This is a genomic window from Halorarum salinum, from assembly GCF_013402875.1.
GTDB lineage: Archaea > Halobacteriota > Halobacteria > Halobacteriales > Haloferacaceae > Halorarum > Halorarum salinum.
On record NZ_CP058579.1, the window covers coordinates 1,143,508 to 1,163,651 of the forward strand.

Annotated in this window: 21 protein-coding genes and 2 tRNA genes; 10 read left to right on the forward strand and 13 right to left on the reverse strand. The window is 71.4% G+C overall.

Going from position 1 to position 20,144, the window contains the following annotated elements:
• Nucleotides 1-17: 17 nt before the first annotated feature.
• On the reverse strand, nt 18-779 hold the full coding sequence (locus HUG12_RS05430; protein ID WP_179267790.1) for an enoyl-CoA hydratase/isomerase family protein: 762 nt from the start codon (nt 777-779) through the stop codon (nt 18-20).
• A 60-nt stretch (nt 780-839) separates the two neighbouring features.
• Here HUG12_RS05430 and HUG12_RS05435 point away from each other — a divergent pair, with 60 nt between their 5' ends.
• Both HUG12_RS05435 and HUG12_RS05440 read left to right on the forward strand, forming a co-directional pair.
• Nucleotides 840-1,505, forward strand: a complete 666-nt coding sequence (locus tag HUG12_RS05435) for a DUF7114 family protein (RefSeq protein WP_179267791.1) — start codon at nt 840-842, stop codon at nt 1,503-1,505.
• A 59-nt stretch (nt 1,506-1,564) separates the two neighbouring features.
• Nucleotides 1,565-1,636: transfer RNA gene (locus tag HUG12_RS05440), tRNA-Thr, on the forward strand.
• 363 nt (nt 1,637-1,999) lie between these two features.
• On the opposite strand, the gene HUG12_RS05445 is transcribed toward HUG12_RS05440, so the two are convergent.
• The 4 genes from HUG12_RS05445 to HUG12_RS05460 form a co-directional block, all read right to left on the reverse strand.
• Complete coding sequence (locus tag HUG12_RS05445) at nt 2,000-3,226, reverse strand: right-handed parallel beta-helix repeat-containing protein (RefSeq protein ID WP_179267792.1); 1,227 nt, start codon at nt 3,224-3,226, stop codon at nt 2,000-2,002.
• 344 nt (nt 3,227-3,570) lie between these two features.
• A complete protein-coding gene (locus HUG12_RS05450; RefSeq protein ID WP_218836406.1) occupies nt 3,571-3,840 on the reverse strand; it encodes a hypothetical protein in 270 nt (89 codons plus the stop codon).
• A gap of 192 nt (nt 3,841-4,032) precedes the next feature.
• The gene (locus tag HUG12_RS05455) at nt 4,033-4,653 is read right to left on the reverse strand and encodes a VOC family protein (protein ID WP_179267793.1); all 621 of its coding nucleotides are present in this window, start codon (nt 4,651-4,653) and stop codon (nt 4,033-4,035) included.
• A 112-nt stretch (nt 4,654-4,765) separates the two neighbouring features.
• On the reverse strand, nt 4,766-5,395 hold the full coding sequence (locus HUG12_RS05460) for a metal-dependent hydrolase (protein ID WP_394354276.1): 630 nt from the start codon (nt 5,393-5,395) through the stop codon (nt 4,766-4,768).
• A gap of 87 nt (nt 5,396-5,482) precedes the next feature.
• On the opposite strand from HUG12_RS05460, the gene HUG12_RS05465 reads away from it, so the two are divergent.
• The 3 genes from HUG12_RS05465 (at nt 5,483) to HUG12_RS05475 (ending at nt 8,178) form a co-directional block, all read left to right on the forward strand.
• Entirely contained in the window at nt 5,483-6,136 is a 654-nt protein-coding gene (locus HUG12_RS05465; protein WP_179267795.1) for a potassium channel family protein, read from the forward strand.
• A 356-nt stretch (nt 6,137-6,492) separates the two neighbouring features.
• Complete coding sequence (locus HUG12_RS05470) at nt 6,493-7,578, forward strand: putative sulfate/molybdate transporter (protein ID WP_179267796.1); 1,086 nt, start codon at nt 6,493-6,495, stop codon at nt 7,576-7,578.
• Between the two features lie 120 nt (nt 7,579-7,698).
• Nucleotides 7,699-8,178 carry a DUF7384 family protein gene (locus HUG12_RS05475; protein WP_179267797.1) on the forward strand — a complete coding sequence of 160 codons (480 nt, stop codon included), beginning with the start codon at nt 7,699-7,701 and terminating at the stop codon, nt 8,176-8,178.
• Nucleotides 8,179-8,505: 327 nt separating this feature from the next.
• On the opposite strand, the gene HUG12_RS05480 is transcribed toward HUG12_RS05475, so the two are convergent.
• Nucleotides 8,506-9,138 (reverse strand): non-canonical purine NTP pyrophosphatase, encoded by a 633-nt coding sequence (locus HUG12_RS05480; protein WP_179267798.1) that lies wholly within the window; start codon nt 9,136-9,138, stop codon nt 8,506-8,508.
• 167 nt (nt 9,139-9,305) lie between these two features.
• Between HUG12_RS05480 and HUG12_RS05485 the strand changes: the two genes are divergently transcribed.
• The 4 genes from HUG12_RS05485 (at nt 9,306) to HUG12_RS05500 (ending at nt 12,039) form a co-directional block, all read left to right on the forward strand.
• Nucleotides 9,306-9,980 (forward strand): DUF7119 family protein, encoded by a 675-nt coding sequence (locus HUG12_RS05485; protein ID WP_179267799.1) that lies wholly within the window; start codon nt 9,306-9,308, stop codon nt 9,978-9,980.
• Nucleotides 9,981-10,087: 107 nt separating this feature from the next.
• Entirely contained in the window at nt 10,088-10,426 is a 339-nt protein-coding gene (locus HUG12_RS05490) for a DsrE family protein (protein ID WP_179267800.1), read from the forward strand.
• Between the two features lie 23 nt (nt 10,427-10,449).
• Nucleotides 10,450-11,892 carry a dihydrolipoyl dehydrogenase family protein gene (locus tag HUG12_RS05495; RefSeq protein WP_179267801.1) on the forward strand — a complete coding sequence of 481 codons (1,443 nt, stop codon included), beginning with the start codon at nt 10,450-10,452 and terminating at the stop codon, nt 11,890-11,892.
• Between the two features lie 73 nt (nt 11,893-11,965).
• A tRNA-Lys gene (locus tag HUG12_RS05500) sits at nt 11,966-12,039 on the forward strand.
• A 375-nt stretch (nt 12,040-12,414) separates the two neighbouring features.
• Here the strand turns inward: HUG12_RS05500 and HUG12_RS05505 are convergent.
• Together HUG12_RS05505 and HUG12_RS05510 are read right to left on the reverse strand one after the other, a co-directional pair.
• The gene (locus HUG12_RS05505) at nt 12,415-14,121 is read right to left on the reverse strand and encodes a sensor histidine kinase (protein ID WP_179267802.1); all 1,707 of its coding nucleotides are present in this window, start codon (nt 14,119-14,121) and stop codon (nt 12,415-12,417) included.
• Between the two features lie 202 nt (nt 14,122-14,323).
• A complete protein-coding gene (locus HUG12_RS05510) occupies nt 14,324-14,785 on the reverse strand; it encodes a deoxyuridine 5'-triphosphate nucleotidohydrolase (RefSeq protein WP_179267803.1) in 462 nt (153 codons plus the stop codon).
• A gap of 284 nt (nt 14,786-15,069) precedes the next feature.
• Here HUG12_RS05510 and HUG12_RS05515 point away from each other — a divergent pair, with 284 nt between their 5' ends.
• Entirely contained in the window at nt 15,070-17,058 is a 1,989-nt protein-coding gene (locus tag HUG12_RS05515) for an aconitate hydratase (RefSeq protein WP_179267804.1), read from the forward strand.
• A gap of 54 nt (nt 17,059-17,112) precedes the next feature.
• Here HUG12_RS05515 and HUG12_RS05520 read toward each other — a convergent pair whose 3' ends face one another.
• From HUG12_RS05520 to HUG12_RS05540, 5 genes are all read right to left on the reverse strand, one after another.
• A complete protein-coding gene (locus HUG12_RS05520; RefSeq protein ID WP_179267805.1) occupies nt 17,113-17,739 on the reverse strand; it encodes an NUDIX hydrolase in 627 nt (208 codons plus the stop codon).
• The gene (locus HUG12_RS05525; protein WP_179267806.1) at nt 17,736-18,119 is read right to left on the reverse strand and encodes a hypothetical protein; all 384 of its coding nucleotides are present in this window, start codon (nt 18,117-18,119) and stop codon (nt 17,736-17,738) included. The genes HUG12_RS05520 and HUG12_RS05525 overlap by 4 nt, the downstream gene beginning before the upstream one ends.
• 31 nt (nt 18,120-18,150) lie before the next feature.
• Nucleotides 18,151-18,633 carry a DUF5809 family protein gene (locus HUG12_RS05530; RefSeq protein WP_179267807.1) on the reverse strand — a complete coding sequence of 161 codons (483 nt, stop codon included), beginning with the start codon at nt 18,631-18,633 and terminating at the stop codon, nt 18,151-18,153.
• A gap of 23 nt (nt 18,634-18,656) precedes the next feature.
• A complete protein-coding gene (locus HUG12_RS05535) occupies nt 18,657-19,211 on the reverse strand; it encodes a DUF5810 domain-containing protein (protein ID WP_179267808.1) in 555 nt (184 codons plus the stop codon).
• Nucleotides 19,212-19,720: 509 nt separating this feature from the next.
• Entirely contained in the window at nt 19,721-20,137 is a 417-nt protein-coding gene (locus HUG12_RS05540; RefSeq protein ID WP_179267809.1) for a GtrA family protein, read from the reverse strand.
• Between the last annotated feature and the right edge of the window lie 7 nt (nt 20,138-20,144).

Genomic DNA, 20,144 nt, shown 5'->3' on the forward strand with positions numbered 1-20,144 from the left:
GTAGACACCTCGGGGATTCAACCGTTCCGGTCGCGGGCGATCTCGGCCGCGTGCATCCCGTGGAGTCGGGCGAACGCCTCCCGCTCGGCCCGTTCACGTTCCGTGCGTCCCCGTTTCGCCCGCTCCCGTTCGACGTCGTCACCCCCGGCCTCCTCCGGTTCGGCGGTCGAGCCTCCGTTGCGGAGCAGGGTTTTCACGGCGGCGAGCGCGGTCGGTTCGTTCCCCACGAGCTCCTCGGCGACGGCCGCCGGGTCGTCGACGACGCGGGAGACGAGCCCGATCCGGCGGGCTTGCTCGGCGTCGACGGTCCGGCCGGAGAGGGCGAACTCCAGCGCGTCGCCCTCGCGCACGACCCGCGGGAGCCGAACCGTGCCGCCCCAGGCCCCGAACAGGCCGAAGCGGACGCCGGTCTCCGCGAAACTCGCGTCGGGCGTGGCGATCCGCACGTCGCACGCGAGCGCGAGTTCGACGCCCCCGCCCCGGGCCGCGCCGTCGACCCCCGCGACGACCACCGCGTCCGCGGTCTCGATGGTCCGAGCGACCCGCTGGCCGTGACCGGCGAACGCGGCCGGGTCCGAGAGGTCGGCGACCACGTCCAGATCCGCGCCGGCGCAGAACGCTTCGCCCGCACCACGGAGCAGGACGACGGGTTCGGTCGCCTCGGCGACGGCGGCCTCGAGCGCGTCGAGGTCGGCGGGACGGAGCGCGTTTCTGGCGGCCGGCCGGTCGATGGTAACGACCCTGTAAGCGCCGCCGTCGGCGCGTTCGGAGCGGATCATACCGCCGGCTAGCGAGCCGTTTCCAAAGGTCTTTGCCACTCCCGGCGCTACCTCCCCGCGATGGACGACGCCGTGCGGGTTCGCGAGGCCGCCGAGGGCGCGCTCGCGGACGTCGAGCCGGAGCGACTCCGCGAACTGCTCGCGGGCCGGGTCGCCGACGCGGAGATGACGCCGGGGGTCCTCACGCTCGTGAGCGCCCGCGCGCTCGACCCGGCGGCGCCCGCCGACGGCGTCGCCGAGCGGGCCGCGGGGGTTCAACTCGTCTACGAGGGACTCCGGCTCACCCGTCGACTCGCACACGAGGAGCCGTGGACGGCCCTCGATCTCGAGGGGGGGAGCGACGTCGACGCCGACATGGACGTGCTCGCGGCGGACGTGTTCGTCGCCCGGGGCTTCTACCTGCTCGCCCGCACCGGCGCCGCGGAGAAGGCGGTCGAGACGGTCCGGGCGTTCGGCCGCGACCAGACGCGACGGCGCGGCGCGGCGTGTTCGGTCGACGGGGCCGCGCTCGATCGTAATCTGGAGGCCGACGTGTTCGAACTGGCCGTCGTGGCCGGCACGGACACCGTCGGTGCCGAGGCCCCGGAGGAACTCGTCGCCTACGCCGCCGAACTCGCCGCCGCCGACGACGCGCGGATGCCCGGCGAGCGGGCGCTCCCCGACGGGGCGGGCGACCGCATCGCCGCGCTGGCGGACGAGCGCGTCGCCTCCTCGGTCGACCCGTGAGGCGGTGACGCGACGGCAATCGAAACGCCTAAAGACGACTCGGGGCTACCATCACTCGCGCCTGGGTAGCTTAGCGGTAAAGCGCGTCCTTGGTAAGGACGAGAGCCCGGGTTCAAATCCCGGCCTAGGCTCTCTAGCTTCTACGGACCGACTAGCCGAACGATACCCTCCCCAGTAATACGCTCAACCGCTCCGAAACCCGCAAGTCCGGAGTTCCCCGGCGTCACCGAAGAATTTATTCCTAGCTGGTTCAGTTGATGAATTGGGCGCTGGACGGGAATAAACGTCCGTGTGCCCAGCGTGACCTCACTCGTTCGCGAAGGCGAGTCCCCACCCGAAGCAGGAGGGTGGGGCTCCGATTCCCGGCGGCAGTTCTACCGGAACCACACGACGCCTGCCATGAGTGGAAGACCGATCACGCCGCAGCGATTCGTTTCTCGCGCCGAACCGTCCGGTGAGTGACGTCCACCGGGCGCCCACCCGTCGAAACCGGATCAGCCGTCCCGGTCGGCGACGCTCGTCTGGGAGACGGGCGCCGGCCACGAGGTCGTCTTGTCCACCGGCCGCGGCGCGGCCTCGGGGTCGGGCATCGTCGGCTGGTCGCCCGGGAGCGGCTGGTCGCGCCAGTCGCCCGCGGGGAACTCCCCGTCCTCCGCCAGTTCCAGGCGGTCGGCGAACACGTCCGCGACCGCCTCGCTGCCCGCGCTCGCGTCCGCCTCGATCGACTCGGGCAGGCTCGTGGCGAACTCGTTGCCCGAGAAGCGGTTTCCGTCGCCGGCGGGCGCCTCCAGCGCGAGGTCGGCGACGCCCGACCCGCTCACGCGGTTGTTCCGGACCACGTTGCCGGCGGGTTCGACGACGTTGTGCGCGGCCACGACGCCGAAGTTCTCGTGGTCCCGGACGTCGTTGTCCTCGACCACGTTGTCGGACCCGCCCCAGAGGACGATGCCCATGCCGAACGTCCGGGAGGTCAGCGGCTTCGCGGGCGCGCTCTCGTTGCCGTTCTCGTACACCTCGTTGCCCGCGATTCGGGTGGCCCGTTCCGGGGGCTCGTTGCCGTTCAGCGTGTTCGGGACGATGCCGGTCATGTTGTACCGCCAGACCGAGTTCGTGATGGTGAGGTCCGCGCCGGTGCTCGTTCCGGAGTAGCCGTGCGCGTTGTGCTCGGCGACCACGTCGTCGACGACGGCCTCGTACGGCTGGTTCCGACCGAGGTAGAAGCCGGCGTCCGGGTGGCCGGAGGCGTAGCTGTGCTCGAACCGCCCGTCGCGGGCGCCGTACGCGTAGACGCCGTAGTCGCCGTTGTTCGACGCCGTGAGGTAGCTCCCGCGGAACCCCTCCACGCCGGTCCAGTAGAACGCGTTCACCTCGTAGTGCCGGGCGGTCATGTTCTCGAGGGCGACGCCGTCGGCGGTGACGCGGACCCCGTAGTCCCGCTCGTCCTCGCCGTCGAGGACGACTTCGTTCCTGTCGAGCCCCCGAACCGTGATCCCCGGCGTCGAGACCTCGACCGCCTCCTCGTACGTCCCCGGTTCGACGAGGACGAGGTCGCCCTCGGAGGCGTCGTCGACGCCGGCCTGGATCGTCGCCTCGTCGCCGGGAACGCGGACGGTGTCGTGGCCGCCGGTCCCCGCCGCTGACGACCCGAGGATTCCCGCGGCGCCGGCGGCGCCGACGGCACCGACCGCACGAAGGAGTCGACGTCTGGTCCCGTTGATCATCTCGAACGTCGAGGGGTACGGTGAGCGCCCTATTCGGTATACGTGAGTTACCGACTACACCTCTAATTCGGGGAGAACTTACCCGACCGCGGGGACCGGATGGCCCCGCGGCGAACCTGACGTTGGCACGACGTACCAGCAGACCTCGCCCCGATCGAACGGCTCCCCGTGAGCAACGACGGCCGAGAGGCCGAGGGACGAAGGGACCGGTCGCACGGAAGGTGGAACGGGCGGACCGGGCGGGAAATGGTCCGGACGGCCTGAACGGGGGACGGAACGGATCGGTCGAAGCGGGGGCGGACCGAACGGACCGGTCGGGAGCGGCCCGAACGGCCCGATCGGACTCAGTTCTCGGAGCCGTAGCCGTGTCCGACGAGGATCGTGACGGCGTGGAGCGCGAGCAGGCCGACGAACGCGGCGGCGTGGTCGCCGACCGCGTCGGTGGCGACCAGCGGGAGGTACGTCACCGGGAGGAACGTCGCGAGCCAGAACGCGAGGAGCCGAACGGATTTCGCGACGCCTCCGGCGAGCGTCCCCATCCCGTAGCGGAGGGTGGCGGCGGTCTCGGTCGTGGCGACGGTGCGGAGGGCGTTGGTGGCTTCGGGGGTGGACATGGGCTGGCTCCGAGTACCCCTCCGACTGCCGACACCGTATAAGGTGCAATTCGTTGACCCGTGTTCGCGCCAGTTCGCGGTTCGCCGACCCTTCAACGACCGTTCACGGGGTGGGCCGGACGTTTCACGAACGGCGCAGAACGCGCTAGACAGTTCACAAATGGTTGTGAAGTGGTAAACGGCGTTCGTCCCTTACCCGCCGTAGCCGCTGCCGGTCGCGGCGTCGGGCACCTCGGCGCGCTCGACCGGGAGGTCCAGTTCCTCGAGGGCGGCCTCCATGTGCTCGTCGTCGACGTAGTCCGCGCCGGCGGCGACGCGCTTCGACTGGGCGACCGCGAGCACCTCGCCCCGGCGGTCGTCCGGGATGGCGTACTTGTCGACGACCAGTTCGATGGTGAGTCCGTTGTGATCGCGGGTGTAAAGCGAGTGGAACGCGCCGCGGTCGAACTCGCTGAAGCCGTGTCCCTCATCCCGGAGGGCGTTCTTGACGTTCTCGAGTTCGCTCGCCTCGATGCTGAACGCGAGGTGGTGGACGGCGCCGACGCCGGTGCGCTGGGGCGCCGGGTTCGAGTCCCGGTCGTCGGTGACGAAGAACGTCAGGATGCGGCCGTCGCCGGTGTCGAAGAACAGGTGGGTGACCTCCGGCGCGTCGAGGTTCGGCTGGCGGAGCACCAGCGGCATCCCGAGGACGTCGCGGTAGAACGCGACCGTGTCCGCCTCGTTGCTCCCGATGAGCGTGATGTGGTCGGTTCCGGTCGTGTGAAGCGCGCTGTCGGGCGTCTCGGCCGTGACGGGGATCTCGTCGTCGCTCATGTCGTCCCCTTCGGTTGCCAGCCACTTAGCCCCGCAGGAGACATCGATGTCACCGGGCGTCCACCCTCACCGGACGTCCGACCGTCTCCCCGAGTGGGGGATCGCGGGGCCGCTACCGGAGGTCCTCGATCAGCGTCTCCGGAACCAGTCGCAGCGCCCACGCCGGGAGCCACCGGACCAGTCGCTCGCCGCCGTCGACGAGCGGTTTGCGGACGAGCGCGTACGTTCCGGAGATCACCAGCAGCGCGAGGACGCCGACCCGGGCCGTTCCCTGGAGGGCGACGGCCGTGGGGAGGCCGAGCGCGAGCGCCAGCGCGAAGTCCTCCGGCGCGCCGTCGTACCGGACCCACCGCTTCGGGGCGCGCCACCTGCCGTTGAAGTGGTCGTACACGCCCCGGTTCGAGGTCGCCTCCCACGGCCTGAGTTCCAGCCCCCCGCCGAACACGTCCATCCCCGCGTGGACGGCCGCGGCCGCGAGGAACGCCGCCGCCGTCAGGAACCACGTCGCGGCGCCGTACGGTCCGCCGGCCGTCAGTACGGCGAGCCCGGCGGCGACCGTTCCGAGCGCGGCGTACCCCACCGGGAAGTGGAGGGTCCGTCGGTGGACCGCGAGGACGTCGAGGTCCGGGAACGCACCCCCGAGCGCGCCGGCGAGGACCACGGGCGCGCCCGAGACGGGGAAGAGGGCCGCCGTCGCGAGGCCGATGAGCACGCCGGCGAGGGCGTGCGTGGTCGCCATCATCGTCCCGTCCTACGGCGTTGAGGCGGATAAACGACCCGGGGGACCGTCGGACGTAAGTTTTTGCTACGTCGGACCATACCACGGAACATGCGAATCGTCATCGTCGGCTTCGGCCGCGTCGGCGCGCGGACCGCCCGCGTGCTCCAGGAGGAGGGCCACGAGGTCGTCGTGGTCGACAACGACCCCGAGAAGGTCGATCGCGCCCGGTCGCGGGGGTTCACGGTCGTCGCGGGCGACGGGAGCAACCCCGCCGTCCTCGAGGAGGCGGGCATCGAGGACGCCGACGCCGTGGGCGCGATCACCGGCGACCCGAACGTCAACTTCGAGGTGTGCATGCTGGCGAAAGAGCACGGCTGCCGGACCGTGATGCGCATCTCCGAGGACTTCCGTGAGGAGGTATACGACGAGTACGAGCGCGCGGTCGACGAGGTCATCTACCCCGAGCGGCTCGGCGCGGCCGGTGCGAAGACGGCGCTGCTCGGCGGGAACTTCAACGCCATCGGCGAGCTCACCGAGCAGCTCCAGCTCGTCGCCGTCAGGGTCCCCGCGGACGCGCCGGTCGTCGGGCAATCCGTCCACGACATCCAGCTCGACCGCGCTCGCATCTACGCGCACGGCCACGAACGCGAGCCCCTGGTCATCCCGCTCCCAGGGACGAACGTCGAGGCGGGCGACCGGCTCGCGATCATCGCGGAGACGGCCTACGCCGACGAGACGAGGAACACACTCCTCGGCGAGTGATCGGATTCGGCGCCGCCGGGGGTTGACTCTGCTCCCTGGCGGACGCCGTGGAACGAAGTTCCGAAAGGGGTGGGTGTCGGGTGTGCCGGGCGCGCGGGTGAACGAATCCGAGGCCGATGCGGGAACGAACCCGTGGCCCGCGGGGTTCGCGGGTGTCACGTCGACGCGCCCTACCGGTCGTTACCGTGGGCATAACTTAAATTGTCGTCAGACGCACGACACGCGTCTGACGCAGCGAGCCACCATGTCGGTCGTTCTCCCGCGTCGTAACCCGATTCGGTTACTATCGCGTGGGATCGGGGCGACGTACGGTTTCCGGGAACGCTCAAATGGATCCGGACACGATTGCCCTTCGTATGGCGCTTTCCGGGGTCACCTTCGACGACGAACGGCTCGCTTTCGACCTCGGGGAGGTGACCGGCGCGTTGGGGGATTCGATTACGGTGCTCCCCATCGTCGTCGCGCTCGCGGCGCTGACTCCGGTGTCGCTCCCGCACGCGCTGGTGTTCTTCGGCCTGTTTCAGGTCGTCTGGGGTCTCGCCTACGGGCTCCCGCTCTCGGTCGAGCCGATGAAGGCGCTCGCCGGACTCGCGGTCGCCGGGAGCCTCGGCTACGGCGAGTTCGTCGCGGCCGGGCTTCTGGCGGGTGGGCTCCTCCTCGTCGGCGGCGCGACCGGGACGCTCGGCCGACTGCAGGGGTACGTGAGCGAACCGGTCGTCCGGGGCATCCAGCTCGCCGTCGCGCTGCTGCTCCTCCGGACGGGCGTCGAACTCGGCGTCGCGGAACCGGGCGTCGCCGCGGGCGCCGCCCTCGTCGCCGTGGCCGTCGCCGCCGCGGGTTATCGCCGGGCGAGCGCGCTCGCCGTTCTGGGCGCCGGGGTCGGGCTGGCGCTCCTGGGGGCCGGCGTTCCGGCGCCGTCGCTGCCCGCCCCGTCCGGGTTCGCGATGGGGTCCCCGACGTTCTCCGCATCGGCGCTCGGCGGGACGGCCGCACAGCTCGCGATGACCGTCGGGAACGCGGTCGTCGCCACCGCCCTGCTCTGTTCGGACCTCTTCGACAGGCGGGTCTCGCCCGACCGGCTCTCGCGCTCGATGGGCGTGACGTGTCTCCTCTCCGTGCCGCTCGGGGGCATCCCAATGTGTCACGGTAGCGGCGGGCTGGCCGGGAAACACGCCTTCGGCGCGCGGACCGGCGGCGCGAACGTCGTGCTCGGCGGCCTCTACCTGCTTGCGGCGCTGTTCGCGGGCGTCGTGGCCGGATTCCCGATGGCAGTGCTGGGCGTCCTGCTCGCCGTCGTCGCCGTCCATCTGGGGCGCCGAGGGTTCGACGCCGACCGGCGCTGGCTCGTGGTCGGCGTCGGCGTCGTCGGCGTCGGGTGGAACGTCGGCGCCGCGTTCCTCCTCGGCGTGATCGCGGACGCGGCCGTCCGCCGGATCGAGTAACCGTCTTGCCCGTCGGGGCACACGATCACCCCATGGAGACGTGGGCGCGGCTCTTCGAACGGGCCGAGACCGTCGCGGTCGGGATCGAGGACGTCACGGCGGCACTGGAGGACGTCCGCGATGAGTGACCGCCCGGAGCCGTCCCCGGCGCGGGTCGTCGCGGACGCCGACGTGTTGGCCGCGGACCTGCTGGTCGGCGGCGCCGCTCGGGAGGCGCTCGACCACCTCCGCCGCCACTCGTGGACGACCCTCGTCGCGAGCGACGCGCTGCTGGACGACGCGGAGGCCGTGATCGCCGCCCTGGCGGACGCGTCGCTCGCGGCGGACTGGCGCGAGCGCGTCGAGGCGTGGCGCGAGAGGGTCGAGCACCCGGCCGACGACCACCCGGCGCTGGCGTCGGCCTATCGCGGCGGCGCGATGCACGTCCTCTCGTTCGACGAGCGGCTCACCGGGCCGCGAGCGGCGGTCGGGCTCCGGGACCGCTTCCCGGTGAGCGTCCGCGAACCGGCGGCGTTCGCGTCGCTGTTCGACCCGGAGGGCCTCCACGCGGAGGCCGTGGGCGGGGAGTACCCCGGTCCCGATCGGGACCCGCGGGAGTAGCTGACGGGCGGCGCGTCTCGGGTCTCCGCGCCGGTGCGCCGCACGCCCGCCTCGGCCGACGCGGAACCGCGGTCACGTCACGGGGGCGCTGGCCCCGTCTTCGGACAAGAAGGTTCGTCTGCACACGGTCGGTTCCTTCGCTGGCGGGACTCTTCCGTCTCTCGCGGAGGGAGCTGCTCGAAAGTCCTCGCCGTCTCGGCTCCCGCGACCGCCGCTACGCCCCTCGCTCCGTTCGCTCCGCTCACTCCGCCCGGGTGCTCGTGGGGTCCGGGTCGTCGAGACGGTCGCCTCGCTCCCTCGGCGCCCCGTCTCGTTTACACTCAATCGCTACCGCTCCTGAAACCACTCCGCGAACTTCCCGAGCGCCCGGCCCCTGTGGGAGATCGCGTTCTTCTCGGCCGCGCTCATCTCGGCGAACGTCGCCCCGTCGTGCTCGAAGATCGGGTCGTAGCCGAACCCGCCGTCGCCGCGGGGTTCGACGATCCGGCCCCGAACCTCGCCGGCGAAGAGCTTGACGGGGAGCGCGCGGGTCTCCTGCTCGTCCCGGTTCCCGCCCGTCGCGGCGGCGGCGACACGGTCGTCGCGGTCGACCGGGTCCGGGGACGCGTCGAACTCCCCGCCGTCACAGTATGCGAGCACGCAGCGGAACCGCGCGCGGCGCTCGTCGAGTTCGCGGGCGACGAGCCGCTGGACCGCCTCGACGCCGAGGGTGTCCTCCACGAACGCGGAGTACGGGCCGGGGAAGCCGTCGAAGCCGTCGACGAACAGCCCCGCGTCGTCGACGAGCACCGGCTCCCCGGCGTGTCGGTACGCCTCCCTGGCGCCGCGGGCGGCGATCGGTTCGAGGTCGTCCGCCTGCACCTCCGTGTAGTCGAAGTCGAGTTGCTCGACGTCGCCGTCGCCGAGGTACTCGCGGGCCTCCCGCACCTTCCCCTCGTTCGTCGTGACGTAACGGAGCATCCGTGCGGGAGTCGTGGGGCGCCGGTGTTAGCCGCGTCGATGCGCGGTGGCGGGAAGTCGATGCACGGCGAGGGCCCGACGGACGGCGTCGCGACGGTGCCGATGGCAGTGTGGCGAGTCCGACCACCCCCGCGACCCTTTTACGCCCGCCGCCCCAGGGCTCCGTCATGAGTGAGGAGCCACCGGCGGACCGTGAGGCCGCCGTCGGCGCGCCCGTGGTCCGCGGCGACCCCGCGGTGACGGGCGAGCGCGCCGACACGGCCGTCGGGTTCGACCCCTCGGACGGGGCGAGCCTCGCGGAGGCGGCCGAGACGGTCGCCCGCTTCGCCACCGACGAGGTCGGCGACGACAACGTCCTCATGCTCCGCGGGGCGGCGGCCTGCGCCGCGCTCGTCAGGGGCGAGGGCTCGTACAAGGCCGCAGCGGAGCGTGCGAGCGGAACGGCCGCCGCCGGCGACGCCGAGGTCCCCATCTCGTTCATCCGGAAGTGGGCACGCGTGCACGATCTCCCGCAGGCGATCCGCCGGCACGTCGCCCGCGGCGAACTGGCGCCCACGGCGGCGAAGCACATCGCCCGGACCTCCGGCGAGGCGAGGCTCGCGCTCGCCTGGGCCGCGCTGGACGCGGACCTCACGGTCCGGGAGATCCGCTCGCTCGCCTCGGCCGTGAACGAGGGGACCCCCGTCGGGGTCGCGCTCAGGGACGAGGCCGTCCCGCTGGGACGCATCGAACTCGACCTCCCGTTCGAGGCGTACAGCGAACTCCGGGTGCGAGCTTCCCTGGAGAACCGCGACCCCGGCGAGGTGGTCGCGGAGGCGCTGACGGACCACTTCTCGGACTGACCGGCGTCCGAGACCGGACCGATCGGACCGACCTCCCGCGGATCGGGCGGCGGACCCTGCCGTTGCAGGCCGAATCCATACCACGGCTCGGTCCCCGAAACCGGACGATGCAAACCGTCTTCCATCTCATCACCGGCGACCCGGACGGGCAGCGGACGGCGCTGACCCTGGCGGAGAACCTCGCCGAGGACGACACGGTCGATATGGACGACATCGTCGTGCTCGCGCAGGCCGACGGCATCGAACCGGTCAGGGCCGACGGCTCCGAGGGGGACCGGGTGCGGTCGCTCCAGGGGAAGGGGATCGCGTTCAGCGCCTGCGGCAACACGCTCGAACTGAAGGGGATGGAGGAGTCGGACCTCGTCGACGGCGTCGACGTCGTCCCCTCCGGCGTGGGGGAGCTCACGCGGCTCCAGAGCGAGGGCTACGCCTACATCCGGCCGTAGAGACTCGGATACGGATAACGTTCGTGACCCACTTCGACCTCGTCGTGCTCGGCGGCGGCACCGGAAACCTCGTCGCGGCGGAGGGGGCCGCGGCCGGACTCGACGTCGCGCTCGTCGAGCGCGGTCCCCTCGGCGGGACCTGCCTCAACCGCGGCTGTAACCCCTCGAAGAAACTGATTCACCACGCGAACGTCGTCGAGACCGTCCGGAACGCGGGTGCGTTCGGCGTCGACGTCGACCTGAACGACGTCGCCTTCGCCGACATCGTCGACGACGTGACCGAAACCATCACCGAGGAGGCCGAGTCGAAAGCCGCGGACGCACGGGCGACCGAGAACCTGACGTTGTACCGGAAGGAGGCCCGGTTCGTCGACGAGCGGACGGTCGAGGTCGACGCCGGGAGCGGCGACGGAGGCGATGGCACCGCCGGGGGCGATGGGAACGGCGGCGAGGAGATCACGGGCGAAGCGATCGTGCTCGCCGGCGGGTCCCGTCCGATGATCCCCGACTCCATCGACGGCACCGGGGACGTCGCGTTCCTGACGAGCGACGAGGCGCTCCGACTGGAGGAGCTCCCCGACAAGCTCGTGATCGTCGGGGGCGGCTACATCGCCGTCGAGATGGCCCACTTCTTCGGGGGGATGGGTTCCGAGGTGGTCGTCGTCGGCCGCGGGGACGTGCTGGCCGACCGGGAGGACCGCGACGTCGCCGAGCGGCTGACCGACGCGTACGCCGACCGCCACGAACTGCACCTCGGACACGAGGTCACGGCGCTCGCGGAGGGGGACGGGGAGGGGACCGGGCGGACGGTCGTCCGTGCGGAGTCCGGGGACGGCGACGAACTGGAGGTTCGGGGCGACGAGGTGCTCGTCGCCACCGGTCGACGGCCGAACTCCGACACGTGGAACGTCGAGGCGGCCGGCATCGAGACGGACGGGAAGGGGTTCGTGGAGACGAACGAGTACCTCGAAACCTCCGCCGAGGGCGTGTGGGCGATCGGCGACGTCGCCGGCAACTACATGTTCAAACACTCGGGCGACAAGGAGGCCGAGTACGTCGTCGAGAACGTCGTCCGCGGGAACCGAACGGCGGTCGAGTACCCGGGGATGGCCCACGCGATCTTCGGGTCGCCGGAGGTCGGAAGCCTCGGACGGACCGAGTCGGAGCTTGAGGACGGGCGCGAGTACGAGGTCGGGACGTACACGTACGACGAGACGGCGCTGGGGGTCGCGCTGAACGCCGACGCGGGGTTCGCGAAGGCCATCGTCGGGGCGGACGGCGAGGTGCTGGGCTTCCACGTCGTCGGCCCGCACGCCTCGATGCTCGTCCACGAGGTGAGCACGGCCGTCGCGGCGGGCGCCGACGCCGAGCGCATCGCGGAGACCATCCACGTCCACCCGGCGCTCTCGGAGGTCGTCCAGGGCGCCTTCCGGGACGTTTACGACGTCGCGCCGTGGGGGGTCTGACACGGGGGTTCGGGGAGACGGCGCGGGGCCGCATCGTAAACGCTTATGCGGGCAGGCCGGCAAGTCCGGGCGAGGGCTGGTAGCTCAGTTAGGGAGAGCGTCCGGCTTTTAACCGGACGGTCGGGGGTTCGAATCCCTCCCAGCCCGCTTCGGCGGCACACCCGACGAACGAAGTGAGAAGCCGTGCCGCTGAAGCGACTCCCGGGGGATTCGAATCAGGGAGCACGCAGCACCGAGCGATAGCGAGGCGACCGTTCCGACGTGGTTCAAATTCTCCTGCCTGCTCTTCCGTTTCCGATGCTTGGCGCGTCGTCGAAGGGGTGATCGTGGAGAAGCAGGCCACTACTGCTTGCACGATGGCGTCCACGAGCCTCCCCAGCCGATTCGCTCGCTGTGGCGCGCCACGGGGGCGCGCCGGCTCGCTCATCCCTCGCGCGTCGTCGGCCGCGCACAGGGCGCGGCCCCCGCGCGCCACCCCTGCTGCCGACCTCATCTCCGGATTTTCGGTCGAACGTCGCTACGTCACCGAGCGATCTCGTCCCGCAGGAACGCGGCCGCCGCCTCGACGAACTCGGGCTCGCCGTCGCCGCGCGGCAGCGACAGCTCCACCCTCGCGCCGTCGACGCGGAGCACGAGCGCGTCCGTGCTCCGACCGACGGCCGAGATGCCGTCGTAGGGGAACGTCCAGTCGCCGCCCTCCGGCCCGTCGGCGACGACCCGAACCGCGTCGTCGGTCAACGCTGCCGCCGCGTCGCCCCGGACGAGGACCGTCCCGCCCTCGCGGAGGCCGCCCGACCGCCGGAGTCGCAGGAGGTGGTGGGGCTGCTCGTACTCGCGGAGCGCCGCGGTTACGTCCGGGAGCCGCCCGTGATCGCCACGCAGGCGGGGCGGCGTGACGGACGCCCCGGCCGCTGCCGCGGCCAGGTCGCTCGCCCGGTCCGACCCCCCGTCGTCCCCGGGATCGGCCGGCTCCGTGCCCGGACCGGCGTTCGGGTTCGGGCCGGAGCCGCCGTCCGAGTCCAGTCCCCGAGGCGCTACGGATTCGGGCGTCCGCTCCGGTTCCGGCTCCGACCGCCCTCGCTCGACGTCGAACGTGGCGCCCGGGTCGGCCTCCGCGTCGCCGTTCGACGCGAAGGGCTCCGTCCCCTCGATGGACGGGGCCCGTCCCTCTCCGTGGACGTCCCACCTGCTCGCGTCGCCCGGGGACGGCGGCGGGGAGCCCGGGCGCCGGAAGTGGAGGTCGAACACGGTCCCCCGCGGCTCGTTCGAACGGACGTCGACGACTCCGCCGTACATCTCCATCAGCCGGTCGACGAAGAAGAGGCTCAGCCCCTCGCCGTGATCGACCTGCGTGCGCTCGTTGCGGCCGAGCACCTGCTCGTGGCGCCGCGGGTCGATGCCGGGGCCGTTGTCCGCGATGGAGAGCACGACGTGCTCGTCAGTCTCGGAGACGCCGACGTCGACCCGCGGGACGGTCTTGTCGTTGTGTTCGACCGCGTTCTCGACGACCGCCCGGAGCGCCGGGACGAGCATGTCGTCCGCGAGCACCTCGACCGGCCCCTCGGTGCCCGAGACGGAGACGACCACCTGCTGGGTCGGAACGTCCTCGAGGGCGTCGCCGACCGCGCTGGCGAGGTCGGTGGGTTCGAGCGAGTCCGAGTCGCCCCCGGTGAGGATGCCGCCGAACCGGCGGGTCGTCCGCGCGCGGCCGAGCATGTCCTCCACGCGGTTCGCGGCGGTGTCGAGCGACTCCGTGAGGGTCGGGTCCGACACCGCCTCCGCCACGCGCTCGACGTGGCCGAGCACCACGTTGGCGTCGTTACGCAGGTTGTGTCTGAGGACGCGGTTGAGGATGCGCAGCGACTCCTCGTAGCGTCGGTGCCGGGTCATGTCGGTGAACACGACGACGTAGCCGCGCGTCTCCCCGTCTAGGACGAGCGGCGTCGCGGAGCCGCGGCCGTACACCAGCCGCCCGTCCTTCGTGGTCGACTCGAAGTCGCCGACCCAGGACTTCCCCGCCGAGAGCGCGTCGATGATCTCCTCGTACACCGCGTCGTCGTCGACGAGCATCAGGGGCGTCGAGCCGACGAGTTCCGGCCGCTCGTAGCCGGTGAGCTCCAGGATCGCGTCGTTGACGTCCGTGACGATGAAGCCCGTGTCCGCGATGATCGCGGGGTTCGCGATCTCGCGGAACGCGCGCCGGTGGAGGTCTGGTTGGCCTTTCGACATTTGGGTTCCCGCTGTCCGTGCTGACCGCGACTACCGAAGCGGGTGATAACAATCTTTCGTCAGACGTACAAGTCCGGTCGGAAACACGTCCGACGTACGTCTGACGCTGACCCCTTCACCGTCCACGCGGTCCACGTCGACCGTCACCGTCCGCCGGCACTCTCGGTCGTCACCGCCGTCGGTCGCCCTCGAAATCGAACGGCTACGTCCGCTCGCCCTGGTAGGAGCCGTCGTACCGCCCGTCGTGGTCCGCCTCGGCGAGCACGAACTGGGCGATTCGCGCGCCGGGTTCGAGTTCGATGGGGTGGTGGACCTGCAGCAGGCCCTCCCCGCGCCCCTCGTAGCCGGCGTCCCAGACCGCGGTGTTCAGCATGCAGGAGTTCCGCAGCAGCGACGAGCGCGGGAGCACGAACCCGACGTGGTCGTCCGGGACGGCGATGCGCTCGCCGTACTGGACGACGTAGCCGCCGCGGTCGAGTCGGTAGTGGCCGTCCTCGGCCCGGAGCTCCTCGCGCTCGCCCACCCGCTTTCCGTCCCGCGAGACGCGGCCGGGTTCCGACTGGACGAGGACGGCCTCGAGCGTCAGGTCCACGCCGTTCGGTTGGACCTGTTCGTCGGTGACCGGGTCGAGCTGGGCGGCGACGAACGCGCCGGATTCGAACATGCGTGCGTCTGTTCCGAGCGCGGCCAAAAGGACGACGGTCGGGCGTCGGTTCGACGCCGATCGCGTCCCGGCCGGGCGCCGGTCGAACCCCGACCTCACGACGGTCCGCGACCCCTCGCTCACCGACCCGGATCCGACCCGCCCGCCGGCCCGACGCCCCGTTCACTCGGGCTCGTGTAACTACAAAATTCACCGCAATACTCGCCACGCATGGCGATTCTTCACGATAGTCGGGGTCATAACTCGCCGGATTTATATCCGAGCGAGGCCGACGTTTGGACGATATGGGACAGACGATTACGGAGAAGATCCTCGATGAGCACCTCGTCGAGGGCGAGCTGACGCCCGGCGAGGAGATCGGCATCGAGATCGATCAGGTCCTCACGCAGGACACGACGGGGACGATGGTGTGGCTCCAGTTCGAGGCGCTCGACCTCGACGAGGTCCAGACCGAACTCGCCGCCCAGTACTGCGACCACCAGACGTACCAGTTCGACTTCAAGAACACCGACGACCACCGCTTCCTCCGCTCCGCGGCCGGCACCTTCGGCGCCTACTTCTCCCGCCCCGGCAACGGCATCTGCCACCAGGTCCACAAGGAGAACTTCGCCGCGCCGGGCAAGACGCTGCTCGGCTCCGACTCGCACACGCCGACCCCCGGCGGGCTGGGCCAGTTCGCCATCGGCGCCGGCGGGCTCGACATCGCCGTCGCGATGGGCGGCGGCCCGTACTACGTCGAGATGCCCGAGGTCGTCAACGTCGAACTGACCGGCGAGCTCCCCGAGTGGGCGACCGCGAAGGACGTCGCGCTCCACCTGCTCGGCGAGCTGACCGTGAAGGGCGGCGTCGGTAAGGTGCTCGAGTACACGGGCGAGGGCGCGGAGTCGCTCACCATCCCCGAGCGGACGACCATCACGAACCTCGGCACGGAACTGGGCGCGACCTCCTCCATCTTCCCGACCGACGGGAAGACGAAGGAGTGGCTCGCGCTGCAGGACCGCGAGGACGAGTTCGTCGACCTCGCCCCGGACGAGGACGCCGAGTACGCCGACACCATCGAGGTCGACCTCTCGTCGCTCGAACCGCTCATCGCCTGCCCGTCGATGCCCGACAACGTCGTGCCCGTGAGCGAGGTCGCCGGCACGGACGTCGAGCAGGTCATCATCGGCTCCTGTACGAACGGCGCCTACGAGGACATCCTCCCCGGCGCGAAGATGCTGGAGGGCCGCGAGGTCGACCGCAAGACCGAGATGATCGTCGCACCCGGCTCGAAGCAGGCCTCCGAGATGCTCTCCCGCGAGGGCTGGACGGCCGAACTGATGGCCGCCGGCGTGAACTTCTCCGAGGCGACCTGCGGGGCCTGCATCGGCATCGGCCACGTGCCCGCCTCCGACTCCGTCTCCCTCCGGACGTTCAACCGGAACTTCGAGGGCCGCTCGGGCATCGAGGACGACTCCGTCTACCTCTGCTCGCCGGAGGTCGCCACCGCCGCGGCGATCGCGGGCGAGATCGTCGACCCGCGCGACCTGGCCGACGACCTCGGCGACCTCGAGGCGCCCGGCTTCGAGATGGGCTCGAACTACGGCCCCGGCATGGGTCGGGACGACCCGGACATCATCGGCCCGGACGAGGCCGTCGACGACGACCTCATCAAGGGGCCGAACATCGGCGACGTCCCCCTGAAGGACGAACTCGCCTCGGACATCGAGGGCGAGGCGCTCCTGAAGATGGAGGACAACATCACGACCGACCACATCATCCCGGCGACGGCGGACATCCTCAAGTTCCGCTCGAACATCGAGAAGCTCTCGGAGTTCACCCTCAGCCGCGTGGACGACACGTTCGCCCAGCGCGCGCTGGACGCGGACGGCGGCTTCCTCGTCGCCGGCGAGAACTACGGTCAGGGCTCCTCGCGCGAACACGCGGCGCTGTGCCCGATGTTCCTCGGCGTCGAGGGCGTGCTCGCGCAGAGCTTCGCCCGCATCCACAAGGCGAACCTGTTCAACTTCGGGCTCGTCCCGCTCACCATCGACGAGGAGACGTACGAGCGCATCGAGCAGGGTGACGACGTGCAGATCGTCGACGACGTCGGCGACGGCGTCCGCTCCGGTCAGGAGGAGTTCACCATCCGCGTGAACGACGACTGGGAGGCGACCGCACGGCTCGACGCCTCCGAGCGCGAGCGCGACATCCTCGCGGCCGGCGGGAAGCTGTCCTGGACGAAGGCGCAGCACGACTCGGGCGCGACCGGCGCGACCCCCGCGGACGACTGAGGCGAGCCGAGCGACCCGGTGACGCCGGGCCGCATCACGGCTCCCGATTCTCCCCTATTTCCGCTCCGGGAGTAGCTCCGCCTCGCGCGCCAGCAGGACCCCCTCGACCGTCGCGTCGTTCGTCGACCCCGCCCGCGCGACCGAGACGGCGTCCTCGACCGGCACGGCCCGCGGCGTGAGGAACTCGTTCTCGTCGAGCGACCGCTCGACCGGCGTCAGGTCCTCGGCGAACACGAACGCCCGGCGGTGCCGCAGCAGGCCGGTACAGCACCAGAACTCCTGGAGGAGGGAGGTGCTTCCCGCCGCGAAACCGGTCTCCTCGCGGAGTTCCCGCTCGGCGGCCGTGGTGTACGATTCCCCGGCCTCCACGATGCCCGCCGGGAGCTCGAGCTGCGTCTCGCGGATGGTCGGCCGGTACTGCTCCACGAACAGTAGCTGGTCGTCCGCGCGGGCGACGACCACGACGGCGCTCGCGAGCTCGGCCCAGTAGTACTTCTTCCGAGTGCCGTTCGGCTGCTCGACGAGATCGTAGCCGGCGGTCACCCAGCCCGTCTCGTACTCCACGGCGCTCTCGACGACCGGCCACTCGGGCTCGCCGGGCCAGTCGTGCCGCCTCCCGTCGCCGAACGCCGGCGGTTCGGTCGGGTCGCGTTCGCTGTCGTGGTCGCTCTCGTCGCTCACGGTTGCACCACCTCCACGCGGTAGCGGGTTCCCTCGTGCTCGACGAACGCGGCGTCGCCGTCCGTCGCGCCCGGGGGCGCGAACTCCCGCACGGAGCGGAGTTCGTCGAACGGCGAGTTCGTGAACGCCTCCTTCAGGCCGACCGGCCCGCGCCGGTAGGCCGAGGACCGCCCGTCGTCGCTCCCGAGCGCCTCGTGGAGGTGCGGGTACTGCCGCTCCGAGAGGTTCGCGGCGTCGACGGCCGGACCGTCCTCGGCCTCGTTCGCGGTCAGGTAGTAGGGGTCGCCCGCGGCGAGGAACTGCGGGAGCGCCCCGAGTGCCAGCAGCGCGAGGACGACGCCGACGAGGAGGAGCAGCCCGTTCCGCGCGATGGGTCGCATACCCCGGCTTCGGGGGGTCGGTGGAAACAGGTTACGCCTCGGGGCCCCCGCGCTCGGGTCCGGCGTCCCCCTCGCCGTCCCCGCTCGCGGGCAGGTGCTCCCGGTACACTCGGCCGAACGCCCGCCGGCGGAGCGTCCCGAGCGCGGCCTCCCGCTCGTCGTGGAACGTCGCCGCGACGGCGACGCCGCCCTCGCCCGCGAACGGGACGGGGTGCCAGACGACCCGCTCGACGTTCTCGCTGCCGGCGACGTCCGGTTCGTACCCGGGGTGGTCGTCCAGCCACGCGTCGAACTCCTCCCCGGTGCCGACGTGCACGCGGAGCAGCGACGCGAACAGCGCGTCCCGGACCGTCCCGACCACCTCGCCGGTGACGCGCTCGGCGTACTCCTCGCGGTCGAACTCCATCGCCCTCGCGGCCTCCCGGACGGCGACCTTCGCCGCGGGCGCGAGCGCCCCGTACTCCTCGCGGGCCTCGGCCGGCGTCTCGGGCGCCAGGCTCCCCTCGGTGTCCATGTGCGGGTTTCGGGAGGGCCGAATCAAGAGTCGTTCCCTTCGGCGTCGTCCCCGGCGTCGTCGTCGCCCGCGTCGCCCGTGCCGACGTCCTCGCTCGCGTCGTCCTCGGCGGCCGCCGCGTCCCCGCCGGCGTCCTCCGTGCCGCCCGGCTTCTCCTCGCCCCCGTACATCTCTCCGGTCAGTTCCCGGGCCTCCTCGAGCACCGACTCGACGGCCTCGTCGGCGATCCCCTCCGCCATCCGCTCGAACCCGGCCGGACCGCGCCCGCCCGGGGCGGTCCGGGCGTCGCTGTGGCCCTCTGCGCCGTGCTGGTGGCCGTGCGCGTCGCCGTGGGCGTGCTCGTGTCCGCCGCCCTCGCCGGTCGTGTCCTCGAACACCTCGTCGAACTCCGCCGCCTCGGCGTGCTCGGTCACGCGGTCGGCGAGTTCGCCCGGCGTCTCGTCGCCCCACCCGGGGACGTGCTCGTCGAGCCACGCCTCGTGGTCGTCCTCCCGGAGCATCGCGGTGAACGCGAGGTGGTTCGCGAGGTGCTCCCCGTCGCGCTGGGGCACCTCACAGACGGGGCAGGCGTATCCCATGTCCGGGTGTGGGCGGCGCGGCGGGATAATCCCTGCCGTCCGGTTTCGAGTGGAACGACGGGATTCGATCGCCTCCGTTCGAGGTCAGTGGGTGCGCCTCGATCGCTCTCGTCGTTTTCGGCTCCGAAGTCGGTCCGTTCGTCGCGCAGCGAGCTCCGAAAGCCCCCGCGGCTCTCGGCTCGCGCGGCCGGCTGCGCTCCTCGGGCGCTCGCCGTCGGCTCGCGCCCTGTGGTGCTCGACCGCCCGTGCTTCGCCGAGCGACTGGAGAGCAAGCTCTCCCGAGTTCACGGGCGCGAGCGCCCGTGAAAGCCGCGGCCCCTTTCAGTCCCGCCCGACCGCACCCACGGCCTCCCCAGCCGATTGCGCTCCTCACGCTCACCGCGTTCGCGTTGCGGTGCTCGTCCCTCGCGCGATTCGGCCGCGCGCCGTGCCGGGTGATCCCCTTCGTCGCACGTCCTCCTAATCGCCGTAGAACTGGACCGCGAAAACTCGCCCCTCGTTCCCTCCGCCTACTGCCACGTCCACCGCGCGTCGAGCAGGTAGCGGTACACCCCGCTGACGAGGATGGCACAGAGGTTGGCGACGACGTACGCGAGGCCGACCCACTGGACGAACCCCGCCAGCAGTCCGAGCTGGATCGGGATCGCCGACCCCCGGACGACGTTCGTCCGGAACAGCCCGCGGAGGTACTCGCCCCGGCCGGTGTGCTGGGAGGCGCTGAACGTCCAGGCGTTGTTCGCGACGTACTGGAGGACGATGGTGATCTCGATGGCGATCGCGGCGCCGACGAGGTAGTTCAGCCCGCCGAACTCCACGAACGCCCACAGCAGGGCGGTCTGGATCGCAGCCGCGCTCGCCCCGACGGTGACGAACCGGGCGAGGCGACCGACCGTGCTCGAGTCGATGCTCGTCGTCGGTGTCGCCATCAGTCGA